This is a genomic window from Paracoccus sp. C2R09, from assembly GCF_018860625.1.
Lineage (GTDB): Bacteria > Pseudomonadota > Alphaproteobacteria > Rhodobacterales > Rhodobacteraceae > Paracoccus.
Genome location: NZ_JAHKQB010000014.1, coordinates 280717 through 306048 on the forward strand (window position 1 = coordinate 280717; position 25332 = coordinate 306048).

The 25332-nt window shown below is 69.0% G+C and carries 30 protein-coding genes; 8 read left to right on the forward strand and 22 right to left on the reverse strand.

The window, feature by feature from the left end; genetic code table 11:
• Window positions 1–5 precede the first annotated feature (5 nt).
• Both KO490_RS05435 and KO490_RS05440 read right to left on the reverse strand, forming a co-directional pair.
• Complete coding sequence (locus KO490_RS05435) at window positions 6–365, reverse strand: ArsR/SmtB family transcription factor (RefSeq protein WP_371822272.1); 360 nt, start codon at window positions 363–365, stop codon at window positions 6–8.
• 14 nt (window positions 366–379) lie between these two features.
• Window positions 380–754, reverse strand: a complete 375-nt coding sequence (locus KO490_RS05440) for a SoxS protein (RefSeq protein ID WP_216018373.1) — start codon at window positions 752–754, stop codon at window positions 380–382.
• A 135-nt stretch (window positions 755–889) separates the two neighbouring features.
• Between KO490_RS05440 and meaB the strand changes: the two genes are divergently transcribed.
• The 5 genes from meaB (at window position 890) to KO490_RS05465 (ending at window position 4405) form a co-directional block, all read left to right on the forward strand.
• Complete coding sequence (gene meaB / locus KO490_RS05445; protein WP_216018374.1) at window positions 890–1858, forward strand: methylmalonyl Co-A mutase-associated GTPase MeaB; 969 nt, start codon at window positions 890–892, stop codon at window positions 1856–1858.
• 66 nt (window positions 1859–1924) lie between these two features.
• Complete coding sequence (locus tag KO490_RS05450; RefSeq protein WP_252727019.1) at window positions 1925–3022, forward strand: bifunctional transcriptional activator/DNA repair enzyme AdaA; 1098 nt, start codon at window positions 1925–1927, stop codon at window positions 3020–3022.
• 104 nt (window positions 3023–3126) lie between these two features.
• On the forward strand, window positions 3127–3429 hold the full coding sequence (gene rpmB, locus KO490_RS05455) for a 50S ribosomal protein L28 (protein WP_216018375.1): 303 nt from the start codon (window positions 3127–3129) through the stop codon (window positions 3427–3429).
• A gap of 136 nt (window positions 3430–3565) precedes the next feature.
• Window positions 3566–3919: a hypothetical protein gene (locus tag KO490_RS05460; protein ID WP_216018376.1), complete on the forward strand. Its 354-nt coding sequence runs from the start codon at window positions 3566–3568 to the stop codon at window positions 3917–3919.
• A gap of 18 nt (window positions 3920–3937) precedes the next feature.
• Window positions 3938–4405 (forward strand): copper chaperone PCu(A)C, encoded by a 468-nt coding sequence (locus tag KO490_RS05465; protein ID WP_216018377.1) that lies wholly within the window; start codon window positions 3938–3940, stop codon window positions 4403–4405.
• Between the two features lie 7 nt (window positions 4406–4412).
• On the opposite strand, the gene KO490_RS05470 is transcribed toward KO490_RS05465, so the two are convergent.
• Window positions 4413–5066, reverse strand: coding sequence for an arylesterase (locus tag KO490_RS05470; protein WP_216018378.1), 654 nt, complete (start codon window positions 5064–5066; stop codon window positions 4413–4415).
• Window positions 5063–7444 carry a heavy metal translocating P-type ATPase gene (locus tag KO490_RS05475; RefSeq protein ID WP_216018379.1) on the reverse strand — a complete coding sequence of 794 codons (2382 nt, stop codon included), beginning with the start codon at window positions 7442–7444 and terminating at the stop codon, window positions 5063–5065. The genes KO490_RS05470 and KO490_RS05475 overlap by 4 nt, the downstream gene beginning before the upstream one ends.
• A 378-nt stretch (window positions 7445–7822) precedes the next feature.
• Between KO490_RS05475 and KO490_RS05480 the strand changes: the two genes are divergently transcribed.
• Both KO490_RS05480 and mnmH read left to right on the forward strand, forming a co-directional pair.
• A complete protein-coding gene (locus KO490_RS05480) occupies window positions 7823–8374 on the forward strand; it encodes a L,D-transpeptidase (protein ID WP_216018380.1) in 552 nt (183 codons plus the stop codon).
• A gap of 2 nt (window positions 8375–8376) precedes the next feature.
• Entirely contained in the window at window positions 8377–9426 is a 1050-nt protein-coding gene (mnmH, locus tag KO490_RS05485; RefSeq protein WP_216018381.1) for a tRNA 2-selenouridine(34) synthase MnmH, read from the forward strand.
• 30 nt (window positions 9427–9456) lie between these two features.
• Here mnmH and KO490_RS05490 read toward each other — a convergent pair whose 3' ends face one another.
• The 9 genes from KO490_RS05490 to KO490_RS05530 all read right to left on the reverse strand — a co-directional run bounded on the left by KO490_RS05490 (window position 9457) and on the right by KO490_RS05530 (window position 17176).
• Window positions 9457–10260, reverse strand: a complete 804-nt coding sequence (locus KO490_RS05490) for a purine-nucleoside phosphorylase (protein WP_216018382.1) — start codon at window positions 10258–10260, stop codon at window positions 9457–9459.
• Window positions 10244–11272: an ABC transporter permease gene (locus KO490_RS05495; protein ID WP_216018383.1), complete on the reverse strand. Its 1029-nt coding sequence runs from the start codon at window positions 11270–11272 to the stop codon at window positions 10244–10246. Before KO490_RS05495 ends, KO490_RS05490 begins: the two co-directional genes overlap by 17 nt.
• The gene (locus KO490_RS05500; protein ID WP_216018384.1) at window positions 11269–12369 is read right to left on the reverse strand and encodes an ABC transporter permease; all 1101 of its coding nucleotides are present in this window, start codon (window positions 12367–12369) and stop codon (window positions 11269–11271) included. Before KO490_RS05500 ends, KO490_RS05495 begins: the two co-directional genes overlap by 4 nt.
• A complete protein-coding gene (locus tag KO490_RS05505; RefSeq protein ID WP_216018385.1) occupies window positions 12369–14018 on the reverse strand; it encodes an ABC transporter ATP-binding protein in 1650 nt (549 codons plus the stop codon). Before KO490_RS05505 ends, KO490_RS05500 begins: the two co-directional genes overlap by 1 nt.
• Window positions 14018–15007: a BMP family protein gene (locus KO490_RS05510; protein WP_216018386.1), complete on the reverse strand. Its 990-nt coding sequence runs from the start codon at window positions 15005–15007 to the stop codon at window positions 14018–14020. The genes KO490_RS05505 and KO490_RS05510 overlap by 1 nt, the downstream gene beginning before the upstream one ends.
• 81 nt (window positions 15008–15088) lie before the next feature.
• Window positions 15089–15511: a GNAT family N-acetyltransferase gene (locus KO490_RS05515; protein WP_216018387.1), complete on the reverse strand. Its 423-nt coding sequence runs from the start codon at window positions 15509–15511 to the stop codon at window positions 15089–15091.
• Window positions 15508–16113: a tRNA (adenosine(37)-N6)-threonylcarbamoyltransferase complex dimerization subunit type 1 TsaB gene (gene tsaB, locus KO490_RS05520; RefSeq protein ID WP_216018388.1), complete on the reverse strand. Its 606-nt coding sequence runs from the start codon at window positions 16111–16113 to the stop codon at window positions 15508–15510. Before tsaB ends, KO490_RS05515 begins: the two co-directional genes overlap by 4 nt.
• Complete coding sequence (locus KO490_RS05525) at window positions 16106–16663, reverse strand: NifU family protein (protein ID WP_216018389.1); 558 nt, start codon at window positions 16661–16663, stop codon at window positions 16106–16108. The genes tsaB and KO490_RS05525 overlap by 8 nt, the downstream gene beginning before the upstream one ends.
• Window positions 16664–16720: 57 nt before the next feature.
• A complete protein-coding gene (locus tag KO490_RS05530; RefSeq protein WP_216018390.1) occupies window positions 16721–17176 on the reverse strand; it encodes a universal stress protein in 456 nt (151 codons plus the stop codon).
• A gap of 167 nt (window positions 17177–17343) precedes the next feature.
• On the opposite strand from KO490_RS05530, the gene KO490_RS05535 reads away from it, so the two are divergent.
• The gene (locus tag KO490_RS05535; RefSeq protein ID WP_216018391.1) at window positions 17344–18159 is read left to right on the forward strand and encodes a sugar transferase; all 816 of its coding nucleotides are present in this window, start codon (window positions 17344–17346) and stop codon (window positions 18157–18159) included.
• On the opposite strand, the gene truA is transcribed toward KO490_RS05535, so the two are convergent.
• The 9 genes from truA to tsaD all read right to left on the reverse strand — a co-directional run bounded on the left by truA (window position 18135) and on the right by tsaD (window position 25298).
• Window positions 18135–18911, reverse strand: coding sequence for a tRNA pseudouridine(38-40) synthase TruA (gene truA, locus KO490_RS05540; RefSeq protein WP_216018392.1), 777 nt, complete (start codon window positions 18909–18911; stop codon window positions 18135–18137). The two genes, KO490_RS05535 and truA, sit on opposite strands and share 25 nt — an antisense overlap.
• Complete coding sequence (locus KO490_RS05545; RefSeq protein ID WP_216018393.1) at window positions 18911–19915, reverse strand: 5-bromo-4-chloroindolyl phosphate hydrolysis family protein; 1005 nt, start codon at window positions 19913–19915, stop codon at window positions 18911–18913. The genes truA and KO490_RS05545 overlap by 1 nt, the downstream gene beginning before the upstream one ends.
• A 150-nt stretch (window positions 19916–20065) precedes the next feature.
• Window positions 20066–21052 carry a tetraacyldisaccharide 4'-kinase gene (lpxK, locus tag KO490_RS05550; protein WP_216018394.1) on the reverse strand — a complete coding sequence of 329 codons (987 nt, stop codon included), beginning with the start codon at window positions 21050–21052 and terminating at the stop codon, window positions 20066–20068.
• Window positions 21052–22281 (reverse strand): 3-deoxy-D-manno-octulosonic acid transferase, encoded by a 1230-nt coding sequence (locus tag KO490_RS05555; protein ID WP_216018395.1) that lies wholly within the window; start codon window positions 22279–22281, stop codon window positions 21052–21054. Before KO490_RS05555 ends, lpxK begins: the two co-directional genes overlap by 1 nt.
• Window positions 22281–22526 carry a DUF4170 domain-containing protein gene (locus KO490_RS05560; RefSeq protein ID WP_216018396.1) on the reverse strand — a complete coding sequence of 82 codons (246 nt, stop codon included), beginning with the start codon at window positions 22524–22526 and terminating at the stop codon, window positions 22281–22283. Before KO490_RS05560 ends, KO490_RS05555 begins: the two co-directional genes overlap by 1 nt.
• A 72-nt stretch (window positions 22527–22598) precedes the next feature.
• On the reverse strand, window positions 22599–23021 hold the full coding sequence (locus tag KO490_RS05565) for an EVE domain-containing protein (RefSeq protein ID WP_216018460.1): 423 nt from the start codon (window positions 23019–23021) through the stop codon (window positions 22599–22601).
• Window positions 23021–23296 (reverse strand): YciI family protein, encoded by a 276-nt coding sequence (locus KO490_RS05570; protein WP_216018397.1) that lies wholly within the window; start codon window positions 23294–23296, stop codon window positions 23021–23023. The genes KO490_RS05565 and KO490_RS05570 overlap by 1 nt, the downstream gene beginning before the upstream one ends.
• Window positions 23293–24231 (reverse strand): NAD(P)H-dependent glycerol-3-phosphate dehydrogenase, encoded by a 939-nt coding sequence (locus KO490_RS05575; RefSeq protein ID WP_216018398.1) that lies wholly within the window; start codon window positions 24229–24231, stop codon window positions 23293–23295. Before KO490_RS05575 ends, KO490_RS05570 begins: the two co-directional genes overlap by 4 nt.
• Entirely contained in the window at window positions 24228–25298 is a 1071-nt protein-coding gene (gene tsaD, locus KO490_RS05580; RefSeq protein WP_216018399.1) for a tRNA (adenosine(37)-N6)-threonylcarbamoyltransferase complex transferase subunit TsaD, read from the reverse strand. The genes KO490_RS05575 and tsaD overlap by 4 nt, the downstream gene beginning before the upstream one ends.
• Window positions 25299–25332: the final 34 nt, after the last annotated feature.

Sequence of the window (25332 nt, forward strand, 5' to 3'; positions counted from 1 at the left end):
CCGCTTCAGCTGTCGGGGGCGCAGAACAGCTTGTACATCAGGCCCACGACCTCGGCCGCGCGGGGATCGGCGACCGAATAGTAGCGCGCCTTGCCGTCGCGTCGGCATTCGACCAGCCCCTCGGCGCGCAGCCGGGCCAGTTGCTGGCTGACCGCGGCCTGTCGCAGTCCCAGCAGATGCTCGAGTTCGCTGACGGTACGTTCGCCGGCCGACAGATGGCACAGGATCATCATCCGGCCTTCATGCGCCAGCGCCTTCATGAAGGCGCTGGCCTCGCCCGCGCGGCGGATCATCTCGGATTGGGTCATGCCCGTGACAGCACGGGCCTCGCGTTGTCGTTCTGACATCTCCGTGATCTGGTTCATGTCGTCTTCCCCCTTCAATATGCCGCGCCGCTGCGGCTCAGCGCCGAACTCAGGCGCTCGTGAAATGTCGCGGCGTCGGAATATCCCTCGAACCGAGCGATCTCGACCCCGCCCTGCAGGATCAGGAAGCTCGGCGTGACGCGCGGCATCCGTCCGATGGCAAGCCCGTCGGGCCATGCGGCATCCATCGGCTGTTCGATCATCGGCGCGACCCGCGCGGCGGGCGTGCGCCCGTATCCCGGCATGACCTCGCGCCGGAAATCCGCGCTTTCGTGGCAGTCACGCGATGTGATCACCATCAGCTGAAGGCCCGGCGCGGCGGCTGCGCGCAGGGGGATCCAGCTGACCATCAGGCCGGCAATGACGGCTCGTCTCGATGGCGTCGGCATGGAAGGCGGCTCCTTTCGGCGATGGGGCAGTTTACGCCCCGGGGGGTGCGTCTGGCAAGCAAGCTGCGCGGCCTGCAAGCCTTGTCCGCGGGTCTTCGCTGGTCCAGTCTGTCGTGAAACGGATCGGCGGGGATCATGGATCAGCTTATTCAGCCATTGCTGCAGGGGGACCGGCGGGCCTTGTCGCGCGCGATCACGCTGGTGGAATCGACCCGACCCGACCATCGCGCACGGGCCCAGGACCTGCTGGCGGTGCTGCCGCCCGCGCCTGGCAGCCTGCGGATCGGGATGTCGGGCACGCCGGGGGTGGGCAAGTCCACCTTCATCGAGGCCTTCGGCACCGCCCTGACCGAGGCGGGCCTGCGCGTGGCGGTGCTGGCGGTCGATCCGTCCTCGACCCGGTCGGGCGGCTCGATCCTGGGCGACAAGACCCGGATGGAGATGCTGTCGCGCAATCCGCGCGCCTTCATCCGGCCCAGCCCCTCCAGCGCGCAGCTGGGCGGCGTCGCCCGCCGCACCCGCGAGGCGCTGCGCCTGTGCGAGGCCGCGGGCCACGACATCGTCCTGATCGAGACGGTGGGCGTCGGCCAGTCCGAGACGCTGGTGGCCGAGATGACGGACCTGTTCGTGCTGCTGCTGGCGCCTGCGGGGGGCGACGAATTGCAGGGCGTCAAGCGCGGCATCATGGAGATGGCCGACCTCGTGCTGGTCAACAAGGCCGATGGCGACCTGCTGCCGACGGCCCGCCGGACGGTCGCGGATTACGCGGGCGCGCTGCGCCTGCTGCGCAAGCGGCCCCAGGACCCCGAAGGATTCCCCAAGGCGCTGGCCGTGTCGGCGGCGACCGGTTCGGGCCTGCCCGAGGCATGGGACCAGATGCAGACCCTTGCCAGGTGGCGCAAGGAGGCCGGGCATTTCGACACGAACCGCGCCCAGCAGGCGCGGCACTGGTTCATGGCCGAACTGCGCGCGGGTCTTCTGGCGCAGCTGGAGACCCCGGATGCGCGCATGCAGGTCGAACGGCTGGGCAGGCGCGTGGCGGCGGGCGATCTGCCCCCCGGGCAGGCCGCGCATGAGATGCTGGACTGGCTGGGCGAAAGATGACGCATCGCGAAATGACTGCCCGATTTGCGGCCCCGTCGTGGTCCGGGCCGTGGCATGATGGGACGCATGACGAAAGGTGTTCCCATGCGCGATGCGACCGATGACACGCTCTATCAGGCGCTTCTGGCGCGCGATCCGGCCTATGAGGGGCGGGCGCTGGTCGGCGTCACCTCGACCGGGATCTTCTGCCGCCTCACCTGCCCGGCGCGCAAGCCACTGGCCCGGAACTGCCGGTGGTTCGCGGATGCGGCCGCGGCGCGGGCGGCCGGGTTCCGCCCCTGCCTGCGCTGCCGCCCCGAGGATCGGCCATTGCCCGCGCTGGTCGAGGGGCTGCTGGCGCAGCTGCAGGCGCAGCCGGATCGGCGCTGGACCGAAGCCGATCTGGCCGCGATGGGGCATGACCCCTCCACGGTGCGGCGCCAGTTCCGCACGCATATGGGGCGCAGTTTCCTGCAGATGGCGCGCGAGGTGCGGATGCGGCAGGGTCTGGAACGTATCGCAATCGGGGATGACGTGATCGAGGCACAGCTGGAGGCGGGGTTCGACAGCGCATCGGGGTTTCGGGCGGCGTTCAGGCGGCTTTTCGGCCATGCGCCGCAGGATCTGCGGCAGGGGGGCGATCTGTCGGCGGAATGGCTGGACACGCCGCTTGGGGGCATGATCGCCATCGTGGACGACCGGTCGCTGCACCTGCTGGAATTCGTGGACCGCAAGGCGCTGCCGGCAGGGCTTCAGCGATTGTCGCGCATGGTGGGCGGACGGATCGGGCTGGGGCGCAGGCCCGTGACCGACCGGGTCGAGGCCGCGCTGCAGGATTTCTTCGCGGGCCGGGACGGGCGGCTGGACCTGCCGGTGACGCTGCACGGGACAGAATTCCAGCGCCGCGTCTGGACCGCGCTGCGCCAGGTGCCGCCCGGCGAGACGCGGAGCTATGGCGGGCTGGCTGCCGATATCGGCAGCCCCCGTGCCGTCCGCGCGGTGGCCGCGGCCAATGCCGGGAACCGATTGGCGCTGGTGGTTCCCTGCCATCGCGTGATAGGAAGCGACGGCAAGCTGACCGGTTATGCAGGCGGTCTGTGGCGCAAGGAGCGGCTCATCGCGCTCGAGGCGTCCTATCGCGATCCGGGGGCGAATCGGGTTGACGCAGGGCAGTTGCCGCTGTAATCACCCGCGAACGGAATTCCGGGCGCTGCCTCGCGGCGCCCTTTCACATTGGGACGGACCCACCGCCGGGAACGCCCGCATAGCTGAGACGAAGGAACAACACCATGTCGCGCGTCTGCGAACTGACCGGCAAAGGCCCGATGACAGGCAACAATGTCAGCCACGCCAACAACAAGACCCGTCGCCGTTTTCTGCCCAACCTGAACGACGTCACGCTGATGTCGGAAAAGCTGGGCCGCAGCTTCTCGCTGCGCATTTCGGCAGCCGCCCTGCGTTCGGTCGATCACCGTGGTGGTCTCGACGCCTTCCTGGCGAAAGCCAAGGACACCGAGCTGTCGGATCGTGCGCTGAAGATCAAGCGTGAGATCGCGAAGTCGACCGAAGGCGCAGCCGCCCTTTCGGCCTGAGGTTCCGGCGGCAGGGTGGTCCTGCCGACAGACCTGACGGATTGCCCCGCCACCGGCGGGGCTTTCGCATTTCGGCCTGCGACGGATCGTCTTTTGCCTGCTGACCTGCCCGGTTGCCGCTGCTAGGGTCCGCCGCATGTTCCGGCCCCTGCCCATATTGCTGGCGATCGCCATTGCGCTGACCTCGGTCGGGATCGGTGCCGCGCGCGGCACGATCGGCAGCGGCGGGCAGATCGTCCTGTGCACCGGGAACGGCGTCGTCACGGTGCCGGACGGGCGGGGCGGCGGCGACGTGCATCTCTGTCCGGACATGGCGCTGGCCTTCCTGCAGGCCCCCTTGCCGGCCGATGCGGGCCTGCCTGCCCGGGCGGGGCTGCCGCGATCCATCCATTGGCCGGACACGGCGCAGGCGATGCGTCCTGCCGGGGATGTGTCCTTCCGGGCGCGCGATCCGCCGGGCGGGTTTCCGAGAACGACCACGGAAACCTGAACCCCAAGGAACACGACCATGAAACTTCTTCTTCCGACCGGCCTGCTGGCCCTGATGCCGATTGCGGCCTTCGCCCATGACGGAATGCATGTGAACGACGCCTTCGCCCGCAGCACCAACCCGGTGACCGCGGCGATCTTCATGCAGCTGGAAAACCACCGCGATGTCGCCTGCACGCTGCAGGGCGTCACCTCGGACGCGGCCGAACGGGTCGAACTGCACACCCATGCCGAGGAAGACGGCGTCATGCGCATGGGCAAGATCGAGGGCGGGATCGAGATCCCGGCGGGCGAGGCGCACGAGATGATGCGCGGCGCGGACCATGTGATGATGATGGGCCTGACCGCGCCCCTGAAGGACGGCGATCAGGTCGCCTTCACGCTGGATTTCGGCGATTGCGGCACGGTCGATGTCGATGCCGTCGTGGATAACGAACGCGGCGCGATGGATCACGGCGACGGGCATGACGCCCATGCCGGACACTGATCGCTAATCAGGCCGCCAGTCGGCCGATCAGCTGCGCCGTGACGGGGCCCAGTTCGGCCACGATGCGGCGCACCCCCTCGGCCGAGGCATGGACCCCGTCGGGCTGCAGCAGCGGCCCGCGCAGCTCGGGGTCGACCGCCGCCAGGGGCGCATAGAGATCGGGCAGCAGAAGCGCGCCGTGCCGTTCGGCCAGACGCGGCCACAGCGCGGCCCAATCCGCGCGCCAGTCGTCCGGGCCCTTGGGGGCCTGGATGCCCACCAGCAACAGGGGACGCCCGCCACGCCCCGCGCGGGTCAGGATCGCATCCAGATTGGGTTCGGCATCCGCCGCCGTCCAGCCGCGCAGCATGTCGTTGCCGCCCAGTTCAACCATGACGGCGTCGGGATCGTGGCGGGGCATCGAGACCTCGATCCGGATGCGCCCGCCATAGGTGGTATCGCCCGACAGGCCGCCATTCAGCAGCATCGCCGGACGATCCGCCGCCCTCAGCCATCCCGAAAGCTGCGGCACCAGCCCCTGATCCTGGTCCAGCCCGTATCCCGCCGTCAGGCTGTCGCCGAAGCACAGGATGCGCGGCGCCCCCTGGGCAAGTGCGGGAAGGGCAGGCGCAAGCGCGCCCGCGGCAGCAAGGGACAGCAGATGGCGGCGGTTCAGCTTCATGCGGCGGACCTCAGGCGTAGGGCATTGGTGATGACGAAGACCGATGACAGGGCCATCGCGCCAGCCCCCAGCATAGGCGACAGCTGCGGTCCGCCGAAAGGCACCAGCACCCCCATCGCGACCGGAATCAACGCGACGTTATAGGCGAATGCCCAGAAGAGGTTCTGCCGGATGTTGCGCATCACCGCCCGCGACAGGCGGATGGCCCGGGCCACGCCCTCGGGCTCGCCCGAGATGAGGACCGCGTCGGCGGCCTCGATGGCGATGTCGGTGCCGGTGCCGATGGCGATGCCCGTGGGCGCGGCGGCAAGGGCCGGGGCGTCGTTGATCCCGTCGCCGACGAAGACGCCGCCTTCGCCCAGCTCGCCGATCAGGCGCAGCTTGTCCTCGGGCAGAAGCCCGGCCTCGACCCGGTCGATGCCCAGGCGGTCCGCCACCGCACGTGCCGTCTGCGGGCGGTCGCCCGACAGGATCGCGGTGCGCACGCCCATCTCGTGCAGCGCGGCGATCGCGGCCTTGGCCCCTTCGCGTTCGCGGTCGGCCAGTGACAGGGTGGCCATGTGCCGCCCGTCGATGGCCAGCAGCACCTCGGTGCCCTCGTCAGATCCGGCAAGGGCGGGCAGGGGGGCGATGCCCGCATCGCGAAGGGCCGCGGCATTGCCCAGCAGAATGCGCCGCCCCTCGACCAGCGCCTGCAGGCCACGACCGGGGGTGGCCTCGACCTCGGACGCCTCGGGCAGGGGGCCGTCATGGGCCGCAAGGATCGCCGCCGCCAGGGGATGTTCGGAACGTGCCTCGGCCGCGGCGGCAAGACGCAGCGCTTCGGACCGGTCGATCCCGTCGGTCAGGATGCCGGTCAGGCGGGGCTTGCCCTCGGTCAGGGTGCCGGTCTTGTCGAAGGCCACGATCTGCGCGTCAGCCAATCGCTGCAACGCGTCGCCGCGACGGAAGAGGATGCCCAGCTGCGCCGCGCGGCCCCCGCCCACCATGATGCCGACCGGCACGGCCAGCCCCATCGCGCAGGGGCAGGCGATGATCAGAACGGCCACGGCGGCGACGACGGCATGGGCCAGCCCCGGCCCGAAGGCCAGCCACAGAAGGAAGGTCAGTACCGACAGTCCGATGACGGCAGGCACGAAGACCCGCGTCACCCGATCGACCAGCGCCTGCACCGGCAGACGGGCGGATTGCGCATCGGCCACCATCTGCACGATCCGCGACAGCACCGTGTCCTGCCCCGTCGCCGTCACGCGATAGGTCAGCGCGGTCCGCCCGTTCATCGTGCCGCCGATCAGCCGGTCGCCCGGCGATTTCGAGACCGGCAGCGCCTCGCCCGTCAGCATGGATTCGTCCAGATCGCCCCGGCCCTCGACCAGTTCGCCGTCCAGCGCCACGCGTTCGCCCGGGGCCAGCTGCAGCAGGTCGCCCGGCACCAGCGTTTCCACCGGAACCTGGCGGGGTTGGCCGTCGCGGATCAACGTCACGCTGTCGGGCCGCAGCGATACCAGCGCGCGGATGGCCTGCCCGGCCTGTCCGCGTGCCCGCGCCTCCAGCCAGCGGCCGGTCAGGATCAGCGTCACGATGACGGCCGCGGCTTCGAACCAGACAGCGCGCGATGCTTCGGGCACGATCTGGGGAGCAAGCGTCACCACGGTCGAGAAGGCGAAGGCCGCGCCCGAACCAAGTGCGACGAGGCTGTTCATCTCGGGCGCGCCGCGCAGCAGGGCGGGGATGCCCGCGCGGAAGAAGCGCCGCCCCGGAATGGCCAGCACCGCGAAGGCCAGCAGCATCTGAGCGACCCACAGCATGCGCATCGGAACCAGCCCGTGCAGCCAGTCGTGGAAGCCGGGGAACACGTGGCCGCCCATCTCGGTCACGAAGATCGGCAGCGTCAGCAGGGCCGCCAGCAGCGCGTCGCGCGCAAGGGGGGCGGCCTCGTCCTCGGGGATGTCGGCGTGATCGGCGGCGGGGCGGGCAGGATAGCCCAGATCGGTCACGATCCCCGCCAGCGCCGCGGGGTCGAGGCTGGGCGCATGGGTGATCACGGCCTGATGGGTCGCAAGGTTCACCTGCGCCTCGGCGATCTCGGGGCGGTCCTGCAGGGCGCGTGTCACGCGACCTGCACAGGACGCGCAGCTCATGCCCTCGATCGACAGGCGGGTGGTCTGCAGCTGCGCGGGATAGCCCGCATCGTCCAGCGCGCGGCGGATGTCGGACAGGCTGGCCTGTCCCAAACCGATGCGCGCGCTGCGCGTCATCGGGTTCACGGATTGCGATGCGATGCCGGGAACACCGTCCAGCGCGCGACCCACGCGGGTCGCGCATCCGGCGCAGCTGATCCCCGGAACGGGAAGTTCGATTTCAGTCGTGCTTGTCATGATTGGCCTCACCAGGATTGCAGAAATTGGCTGCGATCGGTGGGGCCGGGGGCGCCTGCGGTCGTGCGGGTGCGCGATCGGGGGGATCGGTCGCGGGCCGGATCACGGCGGGGGGCAGGGGGTGGCATGCGGCGCGCGACAGGCGCCTGCGGGCCGAGACATGGCAGCGGCACGACCTGTCGCCCCGTCCGCGGCAGAGATGCGGCGGGCGTGTGCTTGCCTTGCGGGCATGACAGGTGTGGGCCTCTTCCATGTGCAACAGATGTGGGTCTGTTGCGTTTGGGTCAAGGCCCCGGTGCCATCACGCCTCGTCTCGGTTGCGGGAAGGATGCGTTTCGCGGTATCGCAAGGGGCAAGACAGACAGAAGGATACGGACCATGAACCGCCGTCAGATGATCCTTTCGGCCCTGCCGTTGATCGCCATGCCCGCGCTGGCCTCGGCACAGGCAGCGCCTGCCGCCGACCCCTATGTCCCGACCGAGGTCGCGATCCGCGACGATTTCGAGGTCGGCAGCATCGTCGTCGTCAGCAAGGATTTCTTCCTCTATCACGTTGTGGCCCCGGGCCGTGCGGTGCGTTACGGCGTGGCCGTCGGCACGGCCGAGCTTGTCTGGAAGGGCAAGGCCACCATCGGCCGCAAGGTCGAATGGCCCAGCTGGCGTCCGACCCAGTCGATGATCGAGCGCGACCCCGACGCATATGCGAAATATGCCGACGGGATGCCGGGCGGTCCGAAGAACCCGCTTGGGGCACGCGCGCTGTATCTCTACGACAAGAACGGCAACGACACGGCGATCCGCATCCATGGCACGACCAATCCCGGCTCGATCGGCAAGGCCGTGTCCAACGGTTGCCTGCGCATGCGCAACGAGGCCGTGATCGCGCTGTTCGAAAAGGTGCCGCTCGGCACGCCCGTCTACGTCTTCTGATCTTGGCACTTCGTCTGGACGGCATCTCGGGGCCCGCGCTTGCGGGCTTCGACGACGTGATCGATGTACGCTCGCCCGCAGAATACGCCGAGGATCATCTGCCCGGGGCGATCAACCTGCCGGTGCTGAGCGATGACGAACGGGTGCAGGTCGGCACCATCTACAAGCAGGTCTCGCCCTTCGATGCGCGGCGGATGGGCGCGGCGATGGTCGCAGCCAATGCCGCGCGCCATATCGCGGGGCCGCTTGCCAACCGCGACGGGGGGTGGAAGCCGCTGGTCTATTGCTGGCGGGGCGGCCAACGTTCTGGCAGCTTCGAGGTGATCCTGAAGCAGATCGGCTGGCGCGTGAACCGCATCGAGGGCGGATACAAGTCTTGGCGCGCGCTTGTCGTGGACCGCCTGCAGAACGGCCCGATCCCGTCGCCCGTCGTGGTGCTGGACGGCAATACCGGCAGCGCCAAGACCGAGATCCTGCACCGGCTGGCCGCGCGGGGGCATCAGGTGATCGACCTGGAAGGTCTGGCGCGGCATCGCGGCAGCCTGTTCGGTGCGGTGGCCGAAGGTCAGCCCAGCCAGAAGATGTTCGAGGGCCGCCTTGCCGCGCAGATCGAGGCGCTGGATCCCGCCCGCCCGGTCCTGGTCGAGGCCGAGAGCAGCCGCATCGGCAATATCACCGTTCCCAAGGCGATGTGGCAGGCGATCTGCGCCGCGCCCCGTCTGCGGTTGGAGATTCCGGTCGAGGCGCGCGCCGCCTATACCGCGCTGCGATATGACGACATGGTGGCCGACCCCGACCGGGTGCAGGCAATCCTGGCACGGCTTGCGCCCCAGCATCCGGCCGACCGGATCGAGGAATGGCGCGGGCAGCTTGCGCGCCACGAATGGAAGGAATTGTCGCAAGGACTGCTGCGCGATCATTACGATCCGCGTTACCTCAAGCACCGCCTGCGCTATGCCGAACGCGAGACGGGCGTGCTGGTGCTGGACGGTCTGGACGATCTGGAACTGGCGGCGGGCCGGGTCGAAGACGCGCTGGCCCGCCTGTCCTGATCGGTCGGCCCCGGTCAGTTGGGCCCCGGGTCAGTCAGCCTCGCGCAGGAAGCGGCGCAGCAGCTTTTCCAGCTTGGCAGCCCCGATCGGGGCCATCGCCTTGGTATGGTCGTGGCTGATCGATTCGTCCGACAGCCCCGCCCCCATGTTCGTCACGACCGAGATCGCCGTGGCACGAAGCCCCAGGAACCGCGCAAGGATGATCTCGGGGACGGTGGACATGCCGACCGCATCGGCACCCAGCACGCGGGCGGCACGGATCTCGGCCGGGGTCTCGAAGCTGGGCCCCGAGAACCAGCAATAGACGCCCTGCGGCAGGTCGACCCCCTCGGCCCTGGCCGCGGCCAGCAGCCCCTGGCGCATCTGCGCGTCATGGGCATCGGTCATGGGAACGAAGCGGGCATCGGTCGCCTCGCCGATCAGCGGGTTGGTGCCTGCAAAGGCGATGTGGTCGTTCAGCAGCATCAGCCCGCCGGGCGGGATGTCGGGGCGCAGCGACCCCGCCGCATTCGTCAGGATCAGCCGCGTGCAGCCAAGCGCCGCCAGCACTTCGAGCGGCAGGCGCATCGCATCCGCCCGCCCGGATTCGTAGTAATGCGACCGCCCGCCGAAGACCGCGACGCGCCGTCCCTCCAGCTGGCCTATGACCAGCTGGGGCACATGGCCCGACACGCCCGCATGGGGAAAGCCCGGCAGGTCGGTATAGGGGATGGCCGTGCCCTCGATCTTCTCGGACAGGTGGCCCAGCCCCGATCCCAGGGTCAGGGCGTATTCGGGGGCCTCCTCACCCGCGCGGTCGCGGATGAGGGCTGCAAGCTCAGCGCTCCTTGACATAGGGCTCTCCTCCGGCGCGGGGGGGGATCGCGCGGCCCACGAAGCCCGCAAGGATGATCACCGTCAGGATGTAGGGCAGGGCGTTCATGAACATGGACGGCACCACGATGATCCCCAGATCCAGGTTGGGATAGAGGTTCGCGATCGCCTCGAGCAGGCCGAAGAGGAAGGTCGCGAACAGCGCCTGCCACGGCTTCCACTTGGCGAAGATCAGCGCGGCCAGTGCGATGAAGCCGCGGCCTGCCGTCATCTCCTTGACGAAGCCCGCCGACAGGCCCGTGGCCAGGTATGCCCCCGCGATGCCGGTCAGGACGCCGCAGATCGCCACCGCGGCATAGCGCAGCCGTGTGACCGACACGCCCGCCGTATCGACCGAGGCCGGGTTTTCCCCGACCGCGCGCAGACGCAGCCCGAAGCGGGTGCGGAACAGCACCCACCAGGTCAGCGGCACCATGGCAAAGGCCACATAGACGAGGATCGTCTGCCCCGAGATCAGCTCGGAATAGATGGGACCAAGAACCGGCACGCCCGACAGCGCTTCCGCGAAGGGCAGGGTGATCGGGTTGAACCGGCCCGCCCCGCTGAGCGACGGCGTGCGCCCGCCCAGCCCGAAGACGTTCTGACCGATCAGGACCGTCAGCCCCGAGGCCAGGAAGTTGATCGCGACGCCTGCGATCAGCTGGTTGCCCCGGAACGTGATCGAGGCAAGCCCGTGGATCAGCGACAGCGCCAGCGCGCCCGCGATCCCGGCCAGCAGCCCCAGCCACGCGCTGCCGGTCAGATAGGCTGCGGACGCGGCGGTGAAGGCCGCCATCAGCATCTTGCCTTCCAGCCCGATGTCGAAGACGCCCGCGCGTTCGGAATAGAGGCCCGCAAGGCAGGCCAGCAGCAGCGGCGTCATCAGACGCAGCGCGCTGTCGATGCCCTGCTGAGCCGCGCGCGCATCGACGAAGGCCCAGATCAGGCAGATCGCGACCACGATGATGGCGGTGAGGGAATCCTTGATCCTCATTCCGCGGCCTCCTTCCGGCGCAGGCGCAGGAACAGGCGTTCCAGCGGCATCCGCACCATGTTGTCCAGCGCGCCGGTGAACAGGATCACCAAGGCCTGGATGACGATGATCAGTTCCCGCGGGATCGAGGTCCAGAGCGCGAGTTCACCCCCGCCCTGATAGAGGAACCCGAAGAGAAGGGCCGCAAGCAGCACGCCGAAGGGATGGTTGCGCCCCATCAGCGCCACGGCGATGCCGATGAAGCCCGCGCCCTCGACCGCGTTCAGGACAAGACGCTCGGCCTCGCCCATGACGTTGTTGATGGCCATGAGGCCCGCCAGCCCGCCCGAGATCAGCATCGCGATCACGGTGATCCGCACGGGGTTGATGCCCGCATAGACGGCGCCCGGTTCGGATTTCCCCAGGGCCCGGATCTCGTAGCCCAGCCGCGTGCGCCAGATCAGCAGCCAGATCAGCAGGCAGGCGATCAGCGCCACGAAGAAGGTGACGTTGGCGGGCGTGTTGCGGCCCCATTCGAAGCCGAAACGCGCGAAGGCGTCCGACAGCGTGGGCAAATTCGTCGATTCGGGGAAACGCGCCGATGCCGGGTCCATGCTGCCCACGGGGCGCAGCAGCCGCACGAGGACATAGTTCAGCGCCGCGGCGGCGATGAAGTTGAACATGATCGTCGTGATGACGATGTGGCTGCCGCGCTTCGCCTGAAGGATCGCGGGGATGAAGGCCCATGCGGCCCCCAGGATCGCGGCCCCGATCATCGCGACCGGCAGCGCGAGCGCCCAATGCGGCAACGGGATGTAGAGAAGCGCCAGCGCGACGCCCAGGCCCCCCATCGCGGCCTGACCCTCACCGCCGATATTGAACAGGCTGGCATGATAGGCGACCATCACGGCCAGCCCGGTAAAGATGAAGTTCGTCGCGTAATACAGCGTGAACCCCCAGCCATAGCTGGACCCGAGCGCGCCCTGCACCATGGTCTTCATCGCTTCCCACGGGCTTTCCCCGATGGCAAGGATCACCAGCGCCGAGATCGCCATCGCCAGCACCAGCGAGATCAGCGGTGTCAGGATGACATCCGCCCATTTCGGCATCTTGTCCATCAGCGAGGCTCCTGCGGCAGTCCCTCGACATGGGCATGTTCGGGCGGGATGCCCTGATCGTCGGGGGTATTCTTCGTATCGGTGACGCCGGCCATCAGCAGGCCCAGTTCACCGGTGGTGGTCGATGCGGGATCGCGTTCGCCCATGATGCGCCCGTCGAACATGACGGCCACGCGGTCGGACAGGGCCAGGATCTCGTCCAGCTCGACGCTGACCAGCAGGATCGCCTTGCCCGCGTCGCGCAGCTCGATGATACGCTTGTGGATGAATTCGATCGCGCCGATATCCACGCCGCGCGTGGGCTGGCCGATCAGCAGCAGGTCCGGATTGCGCTCGATTTCCCGGGCGACCACGATCTTCTGCTGGTTCCCGCCCGAGAAGTTGCGCGCGGCGAGGTTCGGGTTGCGGGGGCGCACGTCGAACCGTTCCATCTTGGCCGCGGCATCCTCGCGGATGGCGGCGTTGTCCATCACCCAGCCGCGATTGAATTCCGGTGCGTCCTGCCAGCCGAAGGCCACGTTTTCCCAGGCGGCGAAATCCATGATCAGGCCTTCGACCTGCCGGTCCTCGGGGATGTGCCCCATGCCCGCGCGGCGACGCGCGGCGGCGTCGCAGCCGCTGCCCGACAGGGGCAGGGGGGCGCCGTTCATGGTCACGCGACCCTCGACCTTCGATCCCTTCGGGGGATAGCCGCCAAGGATCTCCAGCAGCTGCGTCTGGCCATTGCCCGAGACGCCCGCAAGGCCCAGGATCTCTCCGGCGCGGATCTGCAGGTCGATGCCGCGCAGCCGTTCGACGCCGTCATCGTCGATCATGCGCAGGCCCTCGACCTGCAGGACCGGCTGCGTGGGGCTGGCGGGGGCCTTCTCGACGTTCAGCAGAACCTTGCGGCCGACCATCAGTTCGGCCAGTTCCTCGGGGTCGGTCTCGGCGGTCTTGACCGATGCGACCATCTCGCCCCGGCGCATGACGCTGACATTGTCGGTGATGTCCATGATCTCGCGCAGCTTGTGCGTGATCAGGATGATGGTCTTGCCCTCGTCGCGCAGCCCTTCGAGGATGCGGAACAGGTGATCGGCCTCGGCCGGGGTCAGCACGCCCGTGGGTTCGTCCAGGATCAGGATGTCGGCCCGGCGGTACAGCGCCTTCAGGATCTCGACCCGCTGCTGGTGGCCGACCGACAGTTCCTCGATCCGTTCGTCGGGATCGACGTTCAGCTGGTATTCCTGCGCAAGCTGCTTCAGCACCTTGCGGGCCTTGGCCAGCGACGGACGCAGCAGGGCGCCGTCCTCGGCCCCCAGAATGACGTTTTCCAGCACCGTGAAGTTCTGGACCAGCTTGAAATGCTGGAAGACCATGCCGATGCCCGCGCGGATCGCCGTCTGGCTGTCCGTGATGGCGATGGGCTGGCCGTTGATCAGGATCTCGCCCGCGTCGGGGCGGTAGAAGCCGTAGAGGATCGACATCAGGGTGGATTTCCCCGCGCCGTTTTCCCCGATGATGCCGTGGATCGTTCCCTTGGGGACGTTCAGCTTGATATTGCGGTTCGCCTGAACCGGTCCGAATGCCTTCGAGATGCCGCGCAGCTCGATTGCAGCGGGGGCGGCCGCATGCGACCGCCCCCCCGTCATTTCGCCTGCGGCACCCATTACGAGGCCGGGCAGCTGTTGTCGGTCATGTAGTCGTGGACCTCGATCTCGCCCGAGGCGATGCCCGCCTTGGCCTCGTCGATGGCGGCCTGCATCTCGGCATCGACCAGCTCGGCGTTGGAACCGTCGATCGCGACATCGACGCCGCCCGCGGCCAGGTCCATGACCTTGATGCCGGGTTCCAGATCGGCGCCCTGCGTGAAGGCGTCGAAGACCGCATTGTCCACGCGCTTGACCATCGAGGTCAGGACCTGGCCCGGATGCAGCGCGTTCTGGTTGCTGTCCACGCCCACCGACAGCGCACCCTCGTCCGCGGCGGCCTGCAGCACGCCGATGCCGGTGCCGCCAGCGGCCGCATAGATCACGTCGGCGCCCTGAGAGATCTGCGCACGGGCCAGCTCGCCGCCCTTCACGGGGTCGTTCCAGGCCGCCGGGGTGGTGCCGGTGAAGTTCAGCAGAACCTCGCCCTCGGGCTGGGTCGCCTTGAAGCCCTGCGCGAAGCCGCAGTGGAACTTGTGGATCAGCGGGATGTCCATGCCGCCGATGAAGCCCGCCTTGCCGCTGTCCGACGACATCGCCGCCATCACGCCCGCCAGATAGCTGCCCTCTTCCTCGGTGAAGACGACGGATTGCACGTTCGGGGCCTCGACCACCATGTCGATGATCACGAATTTCGTTTCCGGATAATCGGGCGCGATCTTGGTCAGCACGTCGCCGAAGGCGAAGCCGGTCATGACGATCGGGTTCGACCCCGTTTCGGCCAGACGGCGAAGCGCCTGCTCGCGCTGCGCTTCCGATTGCATCTCCAGCTCGCGATAGGAACCGCCCGTTTCCTCGACCCAACGCTGCGCGCCGACATAGGCCGCTTCGTTGAAGGACTTGTCGAACTTGCCGCCCAGATCGAAGATCAGCGCCGGGTCGGCCAGGGCAGCCGCCGTGGACAGAACCGTCAGCGCAGAACCCGCCAGAAGCGTTTTCATGAAAGTCATCGAGGAACCTCATCCTGTTGGTGCGGGCGATTCAGATTTGCCCGTCTGGTGACGCGATTAGGGCGCATCGGTCGGGGTCGGTCAACCGCCTTGTTGGGCCGTTTCCAGCCGTGACCGCATCACGATCGCATCCGTCGCAGGCCCGTAATAGCGGGGCCGAAGCCCGGCTTCCACCCATCCGTTCCGCAGGTACAGGCTGCGTGCCGCAACGTTGTCCGCCGCCACCTCGAGGAATGCCTCCTCCGCGCCCAGACGTGCCGCGCGGTCTGCGAATTCCGCAAGCAGTTCGCGTGCGATCCCGCGTCGGCGCAGGGCAAGATCGACGGCCAGCGTCAGCAGTTCGGCCTCGCCCGCAAGGGCGCGACCCAGCAGGAATGCACGCGGATTGCCCAGCAGAAAGGCACCCGGCCCCGCCAGCAGGTCGTCGAACTCGGCGGCGCTCCAGGGCCGGGGGACCGTGAAGCAGGCCGCATGGGTCGCGGCCAATGCGGCGGCATCGGTCATGGCAGGATCGTCGGGGGCGCATCGCGCCCCGGCGCCGCGTCGGCCGCCCGCAGATAGAGGGGCGCGGGACGGGGCAGGTCGCCGCGATCCGACATCAGGCGCGCCACGCGGGCGACCCCTTCGGCAATCTCCACCGCCGGCGCAGCCGGCGCGGGGCCGGGCGGCAGCGCGCCGGTCGCAGCCTGCTGCGGCCGGCCCCCCGCCATGGGTTCGTCGCCGGGGGCGAAATCCTGCCAGATCAGCGTGTCGTTCCGCGACGGAATGGCGATGCGGCAGGGACGGGGCAGCCCGAAGGCCAGCGCCTCGGTCGCGCCGATCCCGATGGCCGGCACGCCCATCGCAAGCGCCAGCCCGCGCGCGGCGGCGACCGCGACGCGGATGCCGGTGAAGTTGCCCGGTCCCACCCCGACACCGATCACGTCGATGTCGCGGAACCCGACGCCGGCCTCGGCCAGCATCTCCTCGATCATCGGCATCAGGCGCTCGGCCTGGCCCTTGGCCATCTCCTCGTTACGGCTGGTCAGAAGCGTGTCGCCACGCAGCAAAGCGGCCGCGCAATGCGCGGCCGATGTGTCGAATCCCAAGGTGAGGCGGTCAGGCAACGGGGCGGACCTCGATCACCTCGGGGATATAGTGACGCAGCAGGTTCTCGATCCCCATCTTCAGCGTCAGCGTGCTGGACGGGCAGCCCGCGCACGCGCCTTGCATGTGAAGATAGACGACGCCGCGGTCGAACCCGTGGAAGGTGATGTCGCCACCGTCCTGCGCGACCGCCGGGCGCACGCGGGTGTCCAGAAGCTCCTTGATCTGGCCCACGATCTCTCCGTCGGGGCCATCATGGGCGGCATGCCCGTCATGATCGGCAGCCCCTTCGATGACCGGCGCGCCCGACTGGAAATGTTCCATGATGGCGCCCAGGATCGAGGGCTTGAGATGGTCCCAGGGCGCGGTCTCGACCTTGGTGACGGTCACGAAATCGCGGCCCAGGAACACGCCCGTCACACCCTCGACCGCAAAGATCCGCTTGGCCAGGGGCGAGGTCGCGGCGCTGTCGGGCGTCGGGAAATCGGCCGTGCCTGCACCCAGCACGGTCTCGCCGGGCAGGAATTTCAGCGTCGCGGGGTTCGGGGTCGTTTCGGTCTGGATGAACATGGGGCGGCTCCTTTGATCCCGATATGGCGATCGTACGCCCTTGGGTCAAGCAGCCCGTCAGGTGATGGATTCCAGCCGTTCTTTGGACAGATCGCCCGGCACGACCGTGATCGGGCAGTGCAGCGCGCCCGGATCGCGCAGCAGCCGGTTCAGCACCGGGTTCGGCCCCGCCTTTTCCGGGCTGAGCCCCAGCACCACGATGCCGATATCGTCGTCATCGGCGATCTGGGCCATCAGTTCCTCGGCCGGGTCGCCCTCGCGGATGACCAGCTCGGGCTCGATCCCCGGACGCGACCGCATCCACTTGGCGAAGACCTCGAAATGGGCCTCGATCCGCTCGCGCGCCTCGGCGCGCATGACGTCGGCCACGCCGAAACCGTGCTGGATCTCCTCGGCGGGGATGACGGACAGGATGACCACGCCGCCTTCGGTCTTCGCGGCCCGCATCGCCGCGAAGCGCATCGCGTTCAGGCATTCCTTGCTGTCATCCAGAAGTACGAGGAATTTGCGCATCTTTCTGCCGATCCTTTGCCCAACACGGCCCCGATAGCGTGGCAACAGTGGCCGATGCGCCATGCTTGTGCAAGATGTACTGCCGAATCCTTCGGCAGCCGTTCCCATGCCGCGGCAACTGTGCTAGCGGCTTGAAGGTGCGGCAACATCCACGATTGGACGGTAGCGTGACGATCCACCACGACTGGGAAAAGACCGACGCGGCGCGTCTGGCCAGCCTGACAGCACCCAGAATGGGCTGGTTCATGGGCGAGGCCTCGGCCCCCGGTGTCGATCCCATGCCGCGATCCAAGCGGATCTTCGACTTCACCTTCGCGCTGATCCTGCTGATCCCGCTGTCATTCGTGATGCTGGTCGTGGCCTGCACCCTGCTGGTGCTGCAGGGGCGGCCGATCCTCTATACCGCGCATCGGATGCGCGGCCCGAACGAGGCGTTCAACCAGTACAAGTTCCGCACCATGCTGTGCGAGGAACATGATTTCGGCGCGACCGGGGCGCACAAGGCCTGGCGAATCACGCCGGTCGGGCGCTTCCTGCGCAGTTCCCGCATCGACGAGCTGCCGCAGCTGTTCAACATCCTGCGCGGCGACATGAGCTTTGTCGGACCGCGGCCGCCGCTGCGCGAATACGTGGAACGCTTTCCTGCCGTCTATGCGCAGGTGCTGCACAGCCGTCCGGGCGCCACGGGCCTTGCCACGCTGATCTATCACCGCCACGAGGACCGCATCCTTGCGCGGTGCAAATCCGCCAGCGCGACCGAGGCCGCCTATTACCGCCGCTGCCTGCCGGCCAAGCTGAAGATCGACCTGATCTATCAGCGTCATCGCAGCATGCGCATGGACCTGTGGATCCTGTGGCACACGATCAAGATCGTGGTCTCGCGCAGGGACGAACGTCCGCGCCGGCGTCGCGGGGACCGGACCTGGCTTCCGGTCGGCCCCTCTCCCCGGTCCCGCCGTCAGGCGAAGGGATCGCGCGGGTAACCCACCCCCGTCAGATACAGCCCCTGCGGCGGACAGACCGGACCGCAGGCGGCACGATCCGCGGCCAGCAGCGCATCGCGCACGCGGTGGGGCTGCCATGACCCCGCGCCGACCCGTTCCAGCGTTCCGACGATCGAACGCACCTGGTTGTGCAGGAACGACCTTGCCCGCAGGCGGAACTGGAATTCGGTCCCATGCGGGATGGGATGCGCGTCTATCGTGATCTCGTCGATCGTCTTGACCGGGCTTTTCGCCTGGCAGATCGAGGATCGGAAGGTCGTGAAATCGTGCAGGCCGACCAGATGGGCCGCCCCCGCGCGCATCGCGTCCAGATCCAGCGGGTTCTGCACCTGCCAGACCTGCCCCTTCTGCGTCGTCATCGGCGCACGGCGGCTGACCACCCGGAACAGATAACGCCGCTCATGCGCCGAGAAGCGGGCATGGAAATCGTCATCCACCCGCGCCGCCGCAAGGATGGCCACGGGCGCGGGCTTCAAATGAAAGTTCAGCGCCTCGGACAGGCGGAACGGGTCCCAGTCGCGCAGCAGATCGGCATGCGCGACCTGGCCCGTGGCATGGACCCCCGCATCGGTGCGTCCCGCCGCGGCGATCCGCGCGCCTGCGGCAAATCCTGTATCCAGACGCGCAAGCGCGGTTTCGATCGCGCCCTGCACCGACGGCTGATCGGCCTGCGCCTGCCATCCGGCGAACGGAGCGCCGTCATATTCGATCTTCAATGCGTAACGGGGCATCAGTCCTGCCTGCTTCCGATCTTCCGGTCGGGAAACGAGGTCGACAGAAGCTGATCCAATGTCTGCGCCTCCTGGCTCTCGATCCGGGGGCGTTCACCCGAGGGGACGCTGGTGGCCGCGCCGGTCAGCCCTTCGCGTGCAAGGCGTTCGCGCAGGACCGACATCTCGATGTCCAGCGCCTCGCGGTTGCCATCCATCAGACGGTCGGCACGCGCGATGAAATCTTTTTCCAGATCATCCAAGAAGCTTTCGTATTCCTGCCGGGCGCCCTCGTCGCGGGTCTGGGAATAGAGGTCGGCGAACTGGCTGGTCGCATCGCGTGCGCCCATCAGATAGACACCCATGTAGCGCCGCGCCGAGGCCAGCCCCGAGGGGTTTGCGCGCACCCTTTCGAACAGATGGCGGACGCTGGCCTCGAACATGCCGACACGCGCCTCGAGCCGCCGGTCGCCGGCCCGCGCGATGGCGGCGCGCATTTCGGCCAGATAGGTCTCGCCCTCGTCGATCATGCGGTCCGCGCGTTCCTGCTGGAAATCGTCCACGCCCTCGGCGCCCTTGTCGCGCCAGGGGTCCAGCCCGAAGGCCAGCTGATGCAGCGCGATCCCCGCGATGCCGATCAGGCCCGTGCCCGCCACCGCACCCGGTTCGGCCGCGCCGATTCCCAGCCCGATGCCCGCCAGCACCCCGCCGAACAGCTTGCGCGGGATCGCGGGGCGCTTGGCCACGCGGCGGGCCTCGAAGGCGGCCTGCGCCTCCAGTCCCTCGCGGGTCATCCACATGCCGCTGGCGATCATTCCGAAGGCCGCAAGGTCCGCGACCATTCCGCCCGCCGACTGGAAGAACGCGCCCAGCAGAAACGGGCTGGCCGCCAGCGTGACCCATTTCGGGCGCCCTTCATGGGGGTGGCGCGGAACCTGCGGCAGGTCGGGCCGCGCCGTCCCGTCGGGCAGGTTGTTCTTCAGCATGTCCCGCGGAGAGAAGCGCCCGCCATATTTCCGTGCCATGACGCGCCCCCTCAGGCCGCGCCGGCGAATGACGCATAGAGCGTCAGCAGCACGAGCAGGTAGAAGCTGAGCCTGGTTCTGGCCTTCGACGACATGGGCAGCCCTTTCGCGGCGGTTTCATCCCTCTATATCGGCCCGGCGGGCGGGATTTCAAACCGGATCGGGGAACAGGCGGTCGAAGGCCGACCGAAGGGGGGCATCGTCGCGCAGCGACATGCGCACCGGCAGGGCCATCACCTTGGGGCGGAAGCTGCGGGGCAGGCGGGCCGCGTCCTTCTCGGTCGTGACCAGCTGCGCGCCCAGGGTGCGGGCCTCGGTCTCCAGCCGGGTCAGCAGGGCGGGGGTGAAGGGCTGGTGATCCTCCAGCGCCTCGGCGCGCAGGATGACGGCGCCCAGATCGCGCAGGGTGGCGAAGAACTTCTCGGGGTGGCCGATGCCTGCGAATGCCAGCACGCGGTGCCCGCGCCAGTCGAAGCCCATCTGCAGGGGCAGCAGCTGGCCGCGCAGATGCGGGGGCGCGGGTTTCGGGGTCGCGAACAGCGCCTGCGCGGCATCGGGCCCGACCGACAGCAGCAGGTCGGCGCGGGCCATTCCTGGCCCGACCGGTTCGCGCAGCGGGCCCGCGGGCAGGCACATCCCGTTGCCGAAGCCCTTGGCGGCATCGACCACGACCAGCGACAGGTCGTGATGCAGCGCCGGGTCCTGGAAACCGTCATCGAGGATGATCGCCCGCGCACCCTCGGCGATGGCGGCCCGCGCGCCCGCCACGCGGTCCTTCGCGACCCAGGTGGGGCCGAAGGCCGCCATCAGCAGCGGCTCGTCGCCGGTCAGGGCCGCGTCGTGCCGGGCCTCGTCGACGCGCAACGGGCCGGTCGCGCTGCCGCCATAGCCCTTCGAGACGACATGCGCCGCGATCCCGCGTGCGGCCAGCATCATCTGCAGATGGATCACGGTCGGCGTCTTGCCGGTGCCGCCCGCATTGATGTTGCCCACGCAGATGACCGGAACCTCCAGGCGCAGCCTTACCCCCTGCGCCAGCCTGCGCGCCGTGGCACGGGCATAGAGCGCGCCGAGAGGCGCCAGCAGCCGTGCGCGCGGGGTGGGCGGGGTGATGAACCAGAAACCGGGGGTGCGCATCAGCCTGCCTCGGGGGTGGTGACGGGTGGGGGCGGCGCGGGGATCGCGCGGCTGGGCGGGCTGCCGTCGATCAGGCCCAGCACGCGGTCCGCGATGCGGATGGCGACATCCGCCCCGCCCGTGCTGACCCGCCAGGCATTGGCCGCAAGCGTCGCGGCAAGTTCGGCCTGCGTCAGCTCGACCAGGGCCGCGGCCAGGCTCTCGGGCGAGGTGACGCGGCGGGCGGCATGGGCGCCGTCCAGCTGCTGCCATTCCGTCTGGAACGCGCCGCTTTCGGTGCCGTGGACGATGGCCGAGCCGAGCGCAGCCGGTTCGAACGGATGGCGCGTGTCGCTGCCGCCCGACATGGTGCCGCCCATGAAGCTGACGGGTGCCAGCCGATACCACAGGCCCATCTCGGTCGGGCCGTCGGTCAGCATCACCTGGATCTCCTCGGTCGGCTCCTCGTCCTCGTCCCGGCGGGCGAGGATCAGGCCCGCACCCTCGATCTTGCGGGCCAGTTCGGGGATACGGGCGGGATCGGCGGGGGCGATGAACAGCAGCGCGCGATGCGAATGGTGCACCACCTCCTGATGGGCGGCGATCACCGCGTCCTCCTCGGGTTCGGGCAGGCCCGCGGCGAACCAGGCATGGCGGCCCGTGATGAGGGCTGCCAGCACCGCGCGTTCGGGCTCCGAGCAATGCAGCGGCTCGCGGATCTCGGAAACCGGGCCGGTCATGTGCAGCCGCCATGCAGGCAGCCCCATGCGGCGGGCGGCGGCATGGCTTGCGGCGTCCGTCATCAGCAGCGCCTGTGCCCTGGACAGAAGCTGCCTGCGGATGCCCGCCTGCATGCCCCAGGCAAGGTCGCGCGGTTCCAGCCGCAGTTCCGACAGGATGACGGGAATGTCGTGGCGCGCGGCCCCCGCGATCAGCGCGGCGGGCAGGGCGCTGCCCATGGCCAGCACGGCCTGCGGTCGCGTGCGGGCGATGAGCGCCTCGATCAGGGCGGGGTCCAGGGCGGGATCGACGCCGTCATCCTCGGGGTGCAGATCGACGATCCGCAGGCCGGGGCGCGACTGCATCAGCCTGCGACGGACCTGCGCCTCGGCCTGGCGCGCGTCGGGCGCGACATGCAGCAGCAGGACGGCGCCCGCCCCTTCGGGTATCCGGGGCAGGGCCTGCGCCTGGTCGCGGGCCTGGCGCAGTTGCCACCACAGCCCAAGCCTGCCCAGCCCCGATCGCGGCATCAGCCGCCCAGTTCTTCCGTCGGGCTGACTTCGCGTTCCTCGTCGCGCAGGCGGTGCAGATGCGCGATGAAGTAGCGGGTATGCGCGCTGTCTACGGTGCGCTGCGCTTCCGATTTCCACGCGGCATAGGCGGATTCGTAGGACGGGAAGATGCCCACCATGTGGATGTTGTCGGTGTCGCGGAACTTGGTTCCCTGCGGATCGACAAGCTCGCCTCCGAAGACGAGGTGCAGACGCTGGCTCATGTTGCCTCCTGGCGTTTGGGGTGGCCCGAGCCTAGCGCAGGCGCGGGCCGGGATGAAGGACCGGGCGCGCGGTCAGTCCTGATCGGCGCCCGACAGTTCCATGACGACCGCCCATTCGGCATCCGTCACCGGCTGCACGGACAGGCGCGTGTTGTTCACCAGCACCATCTCGGCCAGGCGCGGCTCGGCCTTGGCCTCGTCCAGGGTGACGGGACGCGGCAGCTTGCGAACCGCGCGGACGTCCACGCATTCCCATTTCGGATCCTCGGCGGTGCTGTCGGGATGGGCCTCGGCGATGACCTCGCAGATGCCCACGGCCTCCTTGCCGATATTGGAGTGATAGAACAGCCCCAGATCGCCCTTCTTCATCGCGCGCATCATGTTGCGCGCCTGATAGCTGCGGACGCCGTCCCATTCCTCGCCCGCGTCGCCCTTGGCGACGAGGTGATCCCAGCCGAAGACGTTCGGTTCGGACTTGAACAGCCAATAGGCCATCAGCCGATCACCTTCTTCCATTCCACGATCTCGACATGATCGAACAGGCCCGCGGCCTTGTAGGGGTCGTTCGCGGCCCAGTCCTCGGCGGTGGCCATGTCGGGGGCCTCGAGCACGACCAGCGAGCCGCGCATCTCGCCATCCTCGATCAGGGGGCCGGCGATGAAGACGAGGCCGCTGTCGCGCAGATGCGCCAGATGCGCATCGCGGTTGTCCAGGCGGGTCTGCAGGGCGCCGGGCTTGTCCCGGCAGATCACGGCGTAATGGGGCATCATTCCTCCTTCAGGGGACGGCTGAGCAGATGGTCCATGGCCTTTTCCACGGAAACGAGGCCTTGGGCAAGTCGGGCGACCATGGTGGCGATGGGCAGGTCCAGCCCGTCGCGCTGCGCCATGCGGACCAGCGCCTGCGCGGTGGCGGCACCTTCGACCGTGGTGGCGGCATCGAATTCGGCACCCGCGCCAAGCGCCTGGCCGAAGCGGAAATTGCGCGACTGCGCGGATGTGCAGGTCAGCGTCAGATCGCCCAGGCCCGACAGCCCGGTCAGCGTCTCGGGGCGGGCGCCCAGATGGGTGGCAAGGCGCGTCATCTCGGCAAAGCCGCGCGTGATGATGGCGGCGCGCGCGCTGTCGCCCAGGCCCGCGCCGATCACCGCGCCCGCCGCGATGGCGGCGACGTTCTTCAGCGCGCCGCCCAGTTCGGCCCCCGTCACGTCGGTCGTCCTGTAAAGCCGCAGCACCGGCGTCGAGAGCTGCGCCTGAAGCGCCGCCCCCGCATCGGCATCGGCACAGGCAAGCGTCAGCGCGGTGGGCAGGCCGCGCGCGATATCGGCGGCAAAGGACGGTCCCGTCAGCAGCGCGACCGTCGCTTCGGGACAGGCATCCGCGATCAGCGCCGAAGGCCCGGTCAGGCGCTGCATGTCGATGCCCTTGGCGGTGTTGACCAGGCGCTTGCCCGCAAGGGCCGCGCCATGTTGCGCCAGGAACCCGCCCAGTGCCTGCGCAGGCAGGGCCAGCAGGATCGTGTCGGCCTGCGCGGCGCGGTCAAGGTCGTCGGTCGGGGTGACGCCGGCGGGGATCTCGACCCCCGGCAGACGCGGGTTCCGCGGCCACCAGCCCATGTCGCGGCCCCACAGCGTGACCGGCCCCCGCGCGCCCAGCGCCGTGGCCAGCGCGGTCCCGAAGGCCCCTGCGCCCAGAACCGAGATCATGCCTTCGCCCCCTTCTTGCCGCTGCCCAACATGGGCGCGGCCTTGCGGTCCAGCGGCCAGCGGGGGCGGGCGGACAGGTCCATCCCGTCGCGCTGACCGGCCAGGAAACGCTCGATCCCCGCCCAGGCGATCATCGCGCCATTGTCGGTGCACAGCCGCAGGGGCGGTGCAAGAAAGCGCGTGCCCGCATCCTCGGCCACCTTCGCCAGCGCGGCGCGGATCTGAGAGTTTGCCGCAACGCCCCCCGCCACCGCCAATACCGGCACCGGATGCGCGGCCAGCGCACGGCGCGACTTCTCGGCCAGCACCTCGGCCACGGCGGTCTGGAAGGCGGCGCAGAGATCGCGGCGGTCCTGCTGGCGCAGCCCGCCCTGTTCGGCGATCAGCTGATCGCGCAGGCGCAGGGCGGCGGTCTTCAGACCGGAAAAGCTCATGTCGCAGCCGGGCCGGTCCAGCAACGGGCGCGGCAGGGCGAAGCGGCTATCGTCGCCAAGCGCCGCCTCGGCCTCGACATTGGGGCCGCCGGGTTGGGGCAGGGCCAGCAGCTTGGCGATCTTGTCGAAGGCCTCGCCCGGGGCATCGTCGATCGTGCCGCCCAGCCGCGTGAAATCGTCCGAGCCGTCCACCCGCAGGAACTGGCAATGTCCGCCCGACACAAGCAGCATGACATAGGGATAGTCGATCCCGTCGGTCAGACGCGGTGTCAGCGCATGGCCCGCAAGATGGTTCACGCCGACCAGCGGCAGGCCCGTTCCGGCGGCGATGCCCTTGGCGCACATCACGCCCGCCATCACGCCCCCGATCAGCCCCGGACCCGCCGTGACGGCGATCCCGTCCAGGTCGGCCAGCGACAGGCCCGCATCCGCCAGCGCCTGTTCGACCGCGATGTCCAGGCGTTCGGCATGCGCGCGGGCCGCGATCTCGGGGACGACGCCGCCGTAATCGGCATGCAGCTCGGTCTGGCTGCTGACGACATTCGACAGCACGCGGCGGTCGCCCGTCACGATGGCCGCGGCGGTGTCGTCGCAGCTGCTCTCGATGCCCAGAAAGATCGGATCCTTGCCCATGGCGCGCCCCATGCTTACCCCTGAGCGCAGTAGC

What these genes read in the sequence shown, in the direction of transcription:
- KO490_RS05435 (WP_371822272.1), bottom strand. Translation starts at nt 365, where the DNA reads ATGAACCAGATCACGGAGATGTCAGAACGACAACGCGAGGCCCGTGCT.
- KO490_RS05440 (WP_216018373.1), bottom strand. Translation starts at nt 754, where the DNA reads ATGCCGACGCCATCGAGACGAGCCGTCATTGCCGGCCTGATGGTCAGC.
- meaB (WP_216018374.1), top strand. Translation starts at nt 890, where the DNA reads ATGGATCAGCTTATTCAGCCATTGCTGCAGGGGGACCGGCGGGCCTTG.
- KO490_RS05450 (WP_252727019.1), top strand. Translation starts at nt 1,925, where the DNA reads ATGACGAAAGGTGTTCCCATGCGCGATGCGACCGATGACACGCTCTAT.
- rpmB (WP_216018375.1), top strand. Translation starts at nt 3,127, where the DNA reads ATGTCGCGCGTCTGCGAACTGACCGGCAAAGGCCCGATGACAGGCAAC.
- KO490_RS05460 (WP_216018376.1), top strand. Translation starts at nt 3,566, where the DNA reads ATGTTCCGGCCCCTGCCCATATTGCTGGCGATCGCCATTGCGCTGACC.
- KO490_RS05465 (WP_216018377.1), top strand. Translation starts at nt 3,938, where the DNA reads ATGAAACTTCTTCTTCCGACCGGCCTGCTGGCCCTGATGCCGATTGCG.
- KO490_RS05470 (WP_216018378.1), bottom strand. Translation starts at nt 5,066, where the DNA reads ATGAAGCTGAACCGCCGCCATCTGCTGTCCCTTGCTGCCGCGGGCGCG.
- KO490_RS05475 (WP_216018379.1), bottom strand. Translation starts at nt 7,444, where the DNA reads ATGACAAGCACGACTGAAATCGAACTTCCCGTTCCGGGGATCAGCTGC.
- KO490_RS05480 (WP_216018380.1), top strand. Translation starts at nt 7,823, where the DNA reads ATGAACCGCCGTCAGATGATCCTTTCGGCCCTGCCGTTGATCGCCATG.
- KO490_RS05490 (WP_216018382.1), bottom strand. Translation starts at nt 10,260, where the DNA reads ATGTCAAGGAGCGCTGAGCTTGCAGCCCTCATCCGCGACCGCGCGGGT.
- KO490_RS05495 (WP_216018383.1), bottom strand. Translation starts at nt 11,272, where the DNA reads ATGAGGATCAAGGATTCCCTCACCGCCATCATCGTGGTCGCGATCTGC.
- KO490_RS05500 (WP_216018384.1), bottom strand. Translation starts at nt 12,369, where the DNA reads ATGGACAAGATGCCGAAATGGGCGGATGTCATCCTGACACCGCTGATC.
- KO490_RS05505 (WP_216018385.1), bottom strand. Translation starts at nt 14,018, where the DNA reads ATGGGTGCCGCAGGCGAAATGACGGGGGGGCGGTCGCATGCGGCCGCC.
- KO490_RS05510 (WP_216018386.1), bottom strand. Translation starts at nt 15,007, where the DNA reads ATGACTTTCATGAAAACGCTTCTGGCGGGTTCTGCGCTGACGGTTCTG.
- KO490_RS05515 (WP_216018387.1), bottom strand. Translation starts at nt 15,511, where the DNA reads ATGACCGATGCCGCCGCATTGGCCGCGACCCATGCGGCCTGCTTCACG.
- KO490_RS05525 (WP_216018389.1), bottom strand. Translation starts at nt 16,663, where the DNA reads ATGTTCATCCAGACCGAAACGACCCCGAACCCCGCGACGCTGAAATTC.
- KO490_RS05530 (WP_216018390.1), bottom strand. Translation starts at nt 17,176, where the DNA reads ATGCGCAAATTCCTCGTACTTCTGGATGACAGCAAGGAATGCCTGAAC.
- truA (WP_216018392.1), bottom strand. Translation starts at nt 18,911, where the DNA reads ATGCCCCGTTACGCATTGAAGATCGAATATGACGGCGCTCCGTTCGCC.
- KO490_RS05545 (WP_216018393.1), bottom strand. Translation starts at nt 19,915, where the DNA reads ATGGCACGGAAATATGGCGGGCGCTTCTCTCCGCGGGACATGCTGAAG.
- lpxK (WP_216018394.1), bottom strand. Translation starts at nt 21,052, where the DNA reads ATGCGCACCCCCGGTTTCTGGTTCATCACCCCGCCCACCCCGCGCGCA.
- KO490_RS05555 (WP_216018395.1), bottom strand. Translation starts at nt 22,281, where the DNA reads ATGCCGCGATCGGGGCTGGGCAGGCTTGGGCTGTGGTGGCAACTGCGC.
- KO490_RS05560 (WP_216018396.1), bottom strand. Translation starts at nt 22,526, where the DNA reads ATGAGCCAGCGTCTGCACCTCGTCTTCGGAGGCGAGCTTGTCGATCCG.
- KO490_RS05565 (WP_216018460.1), bottom strand. Translation starts at nt 23,021, where the DNA reads ATGGCCTATTGGCTGTTCAAGTCCGAACCGAACGTCTTCGGCTGGGAT.
- KO490_RS05570 (WP_216018397.1), bottom strand. Translation starts at nt 23,296, where the DNA reads ATGATGCCCCATTACGCCGTGATCTGCCGGGACAAGCCCGGCGCCCTG.
- KO490_RS05575 (WP_216018398.1), bottom strand. Translation starts at nt 24,231, where the DNA reads ATGATCTCGGTTCTGGGCGCAGGGGCCTTCGGGACCGCGCTGGCCACG.
- tsaD (WP_216018399.1), bottom strand. Translation starts at nt 25,298, where the DNA reads ATGGGCAAGGATCCGATCTTTCTGGGCATCGAGAGCAGCTGCGACGAC.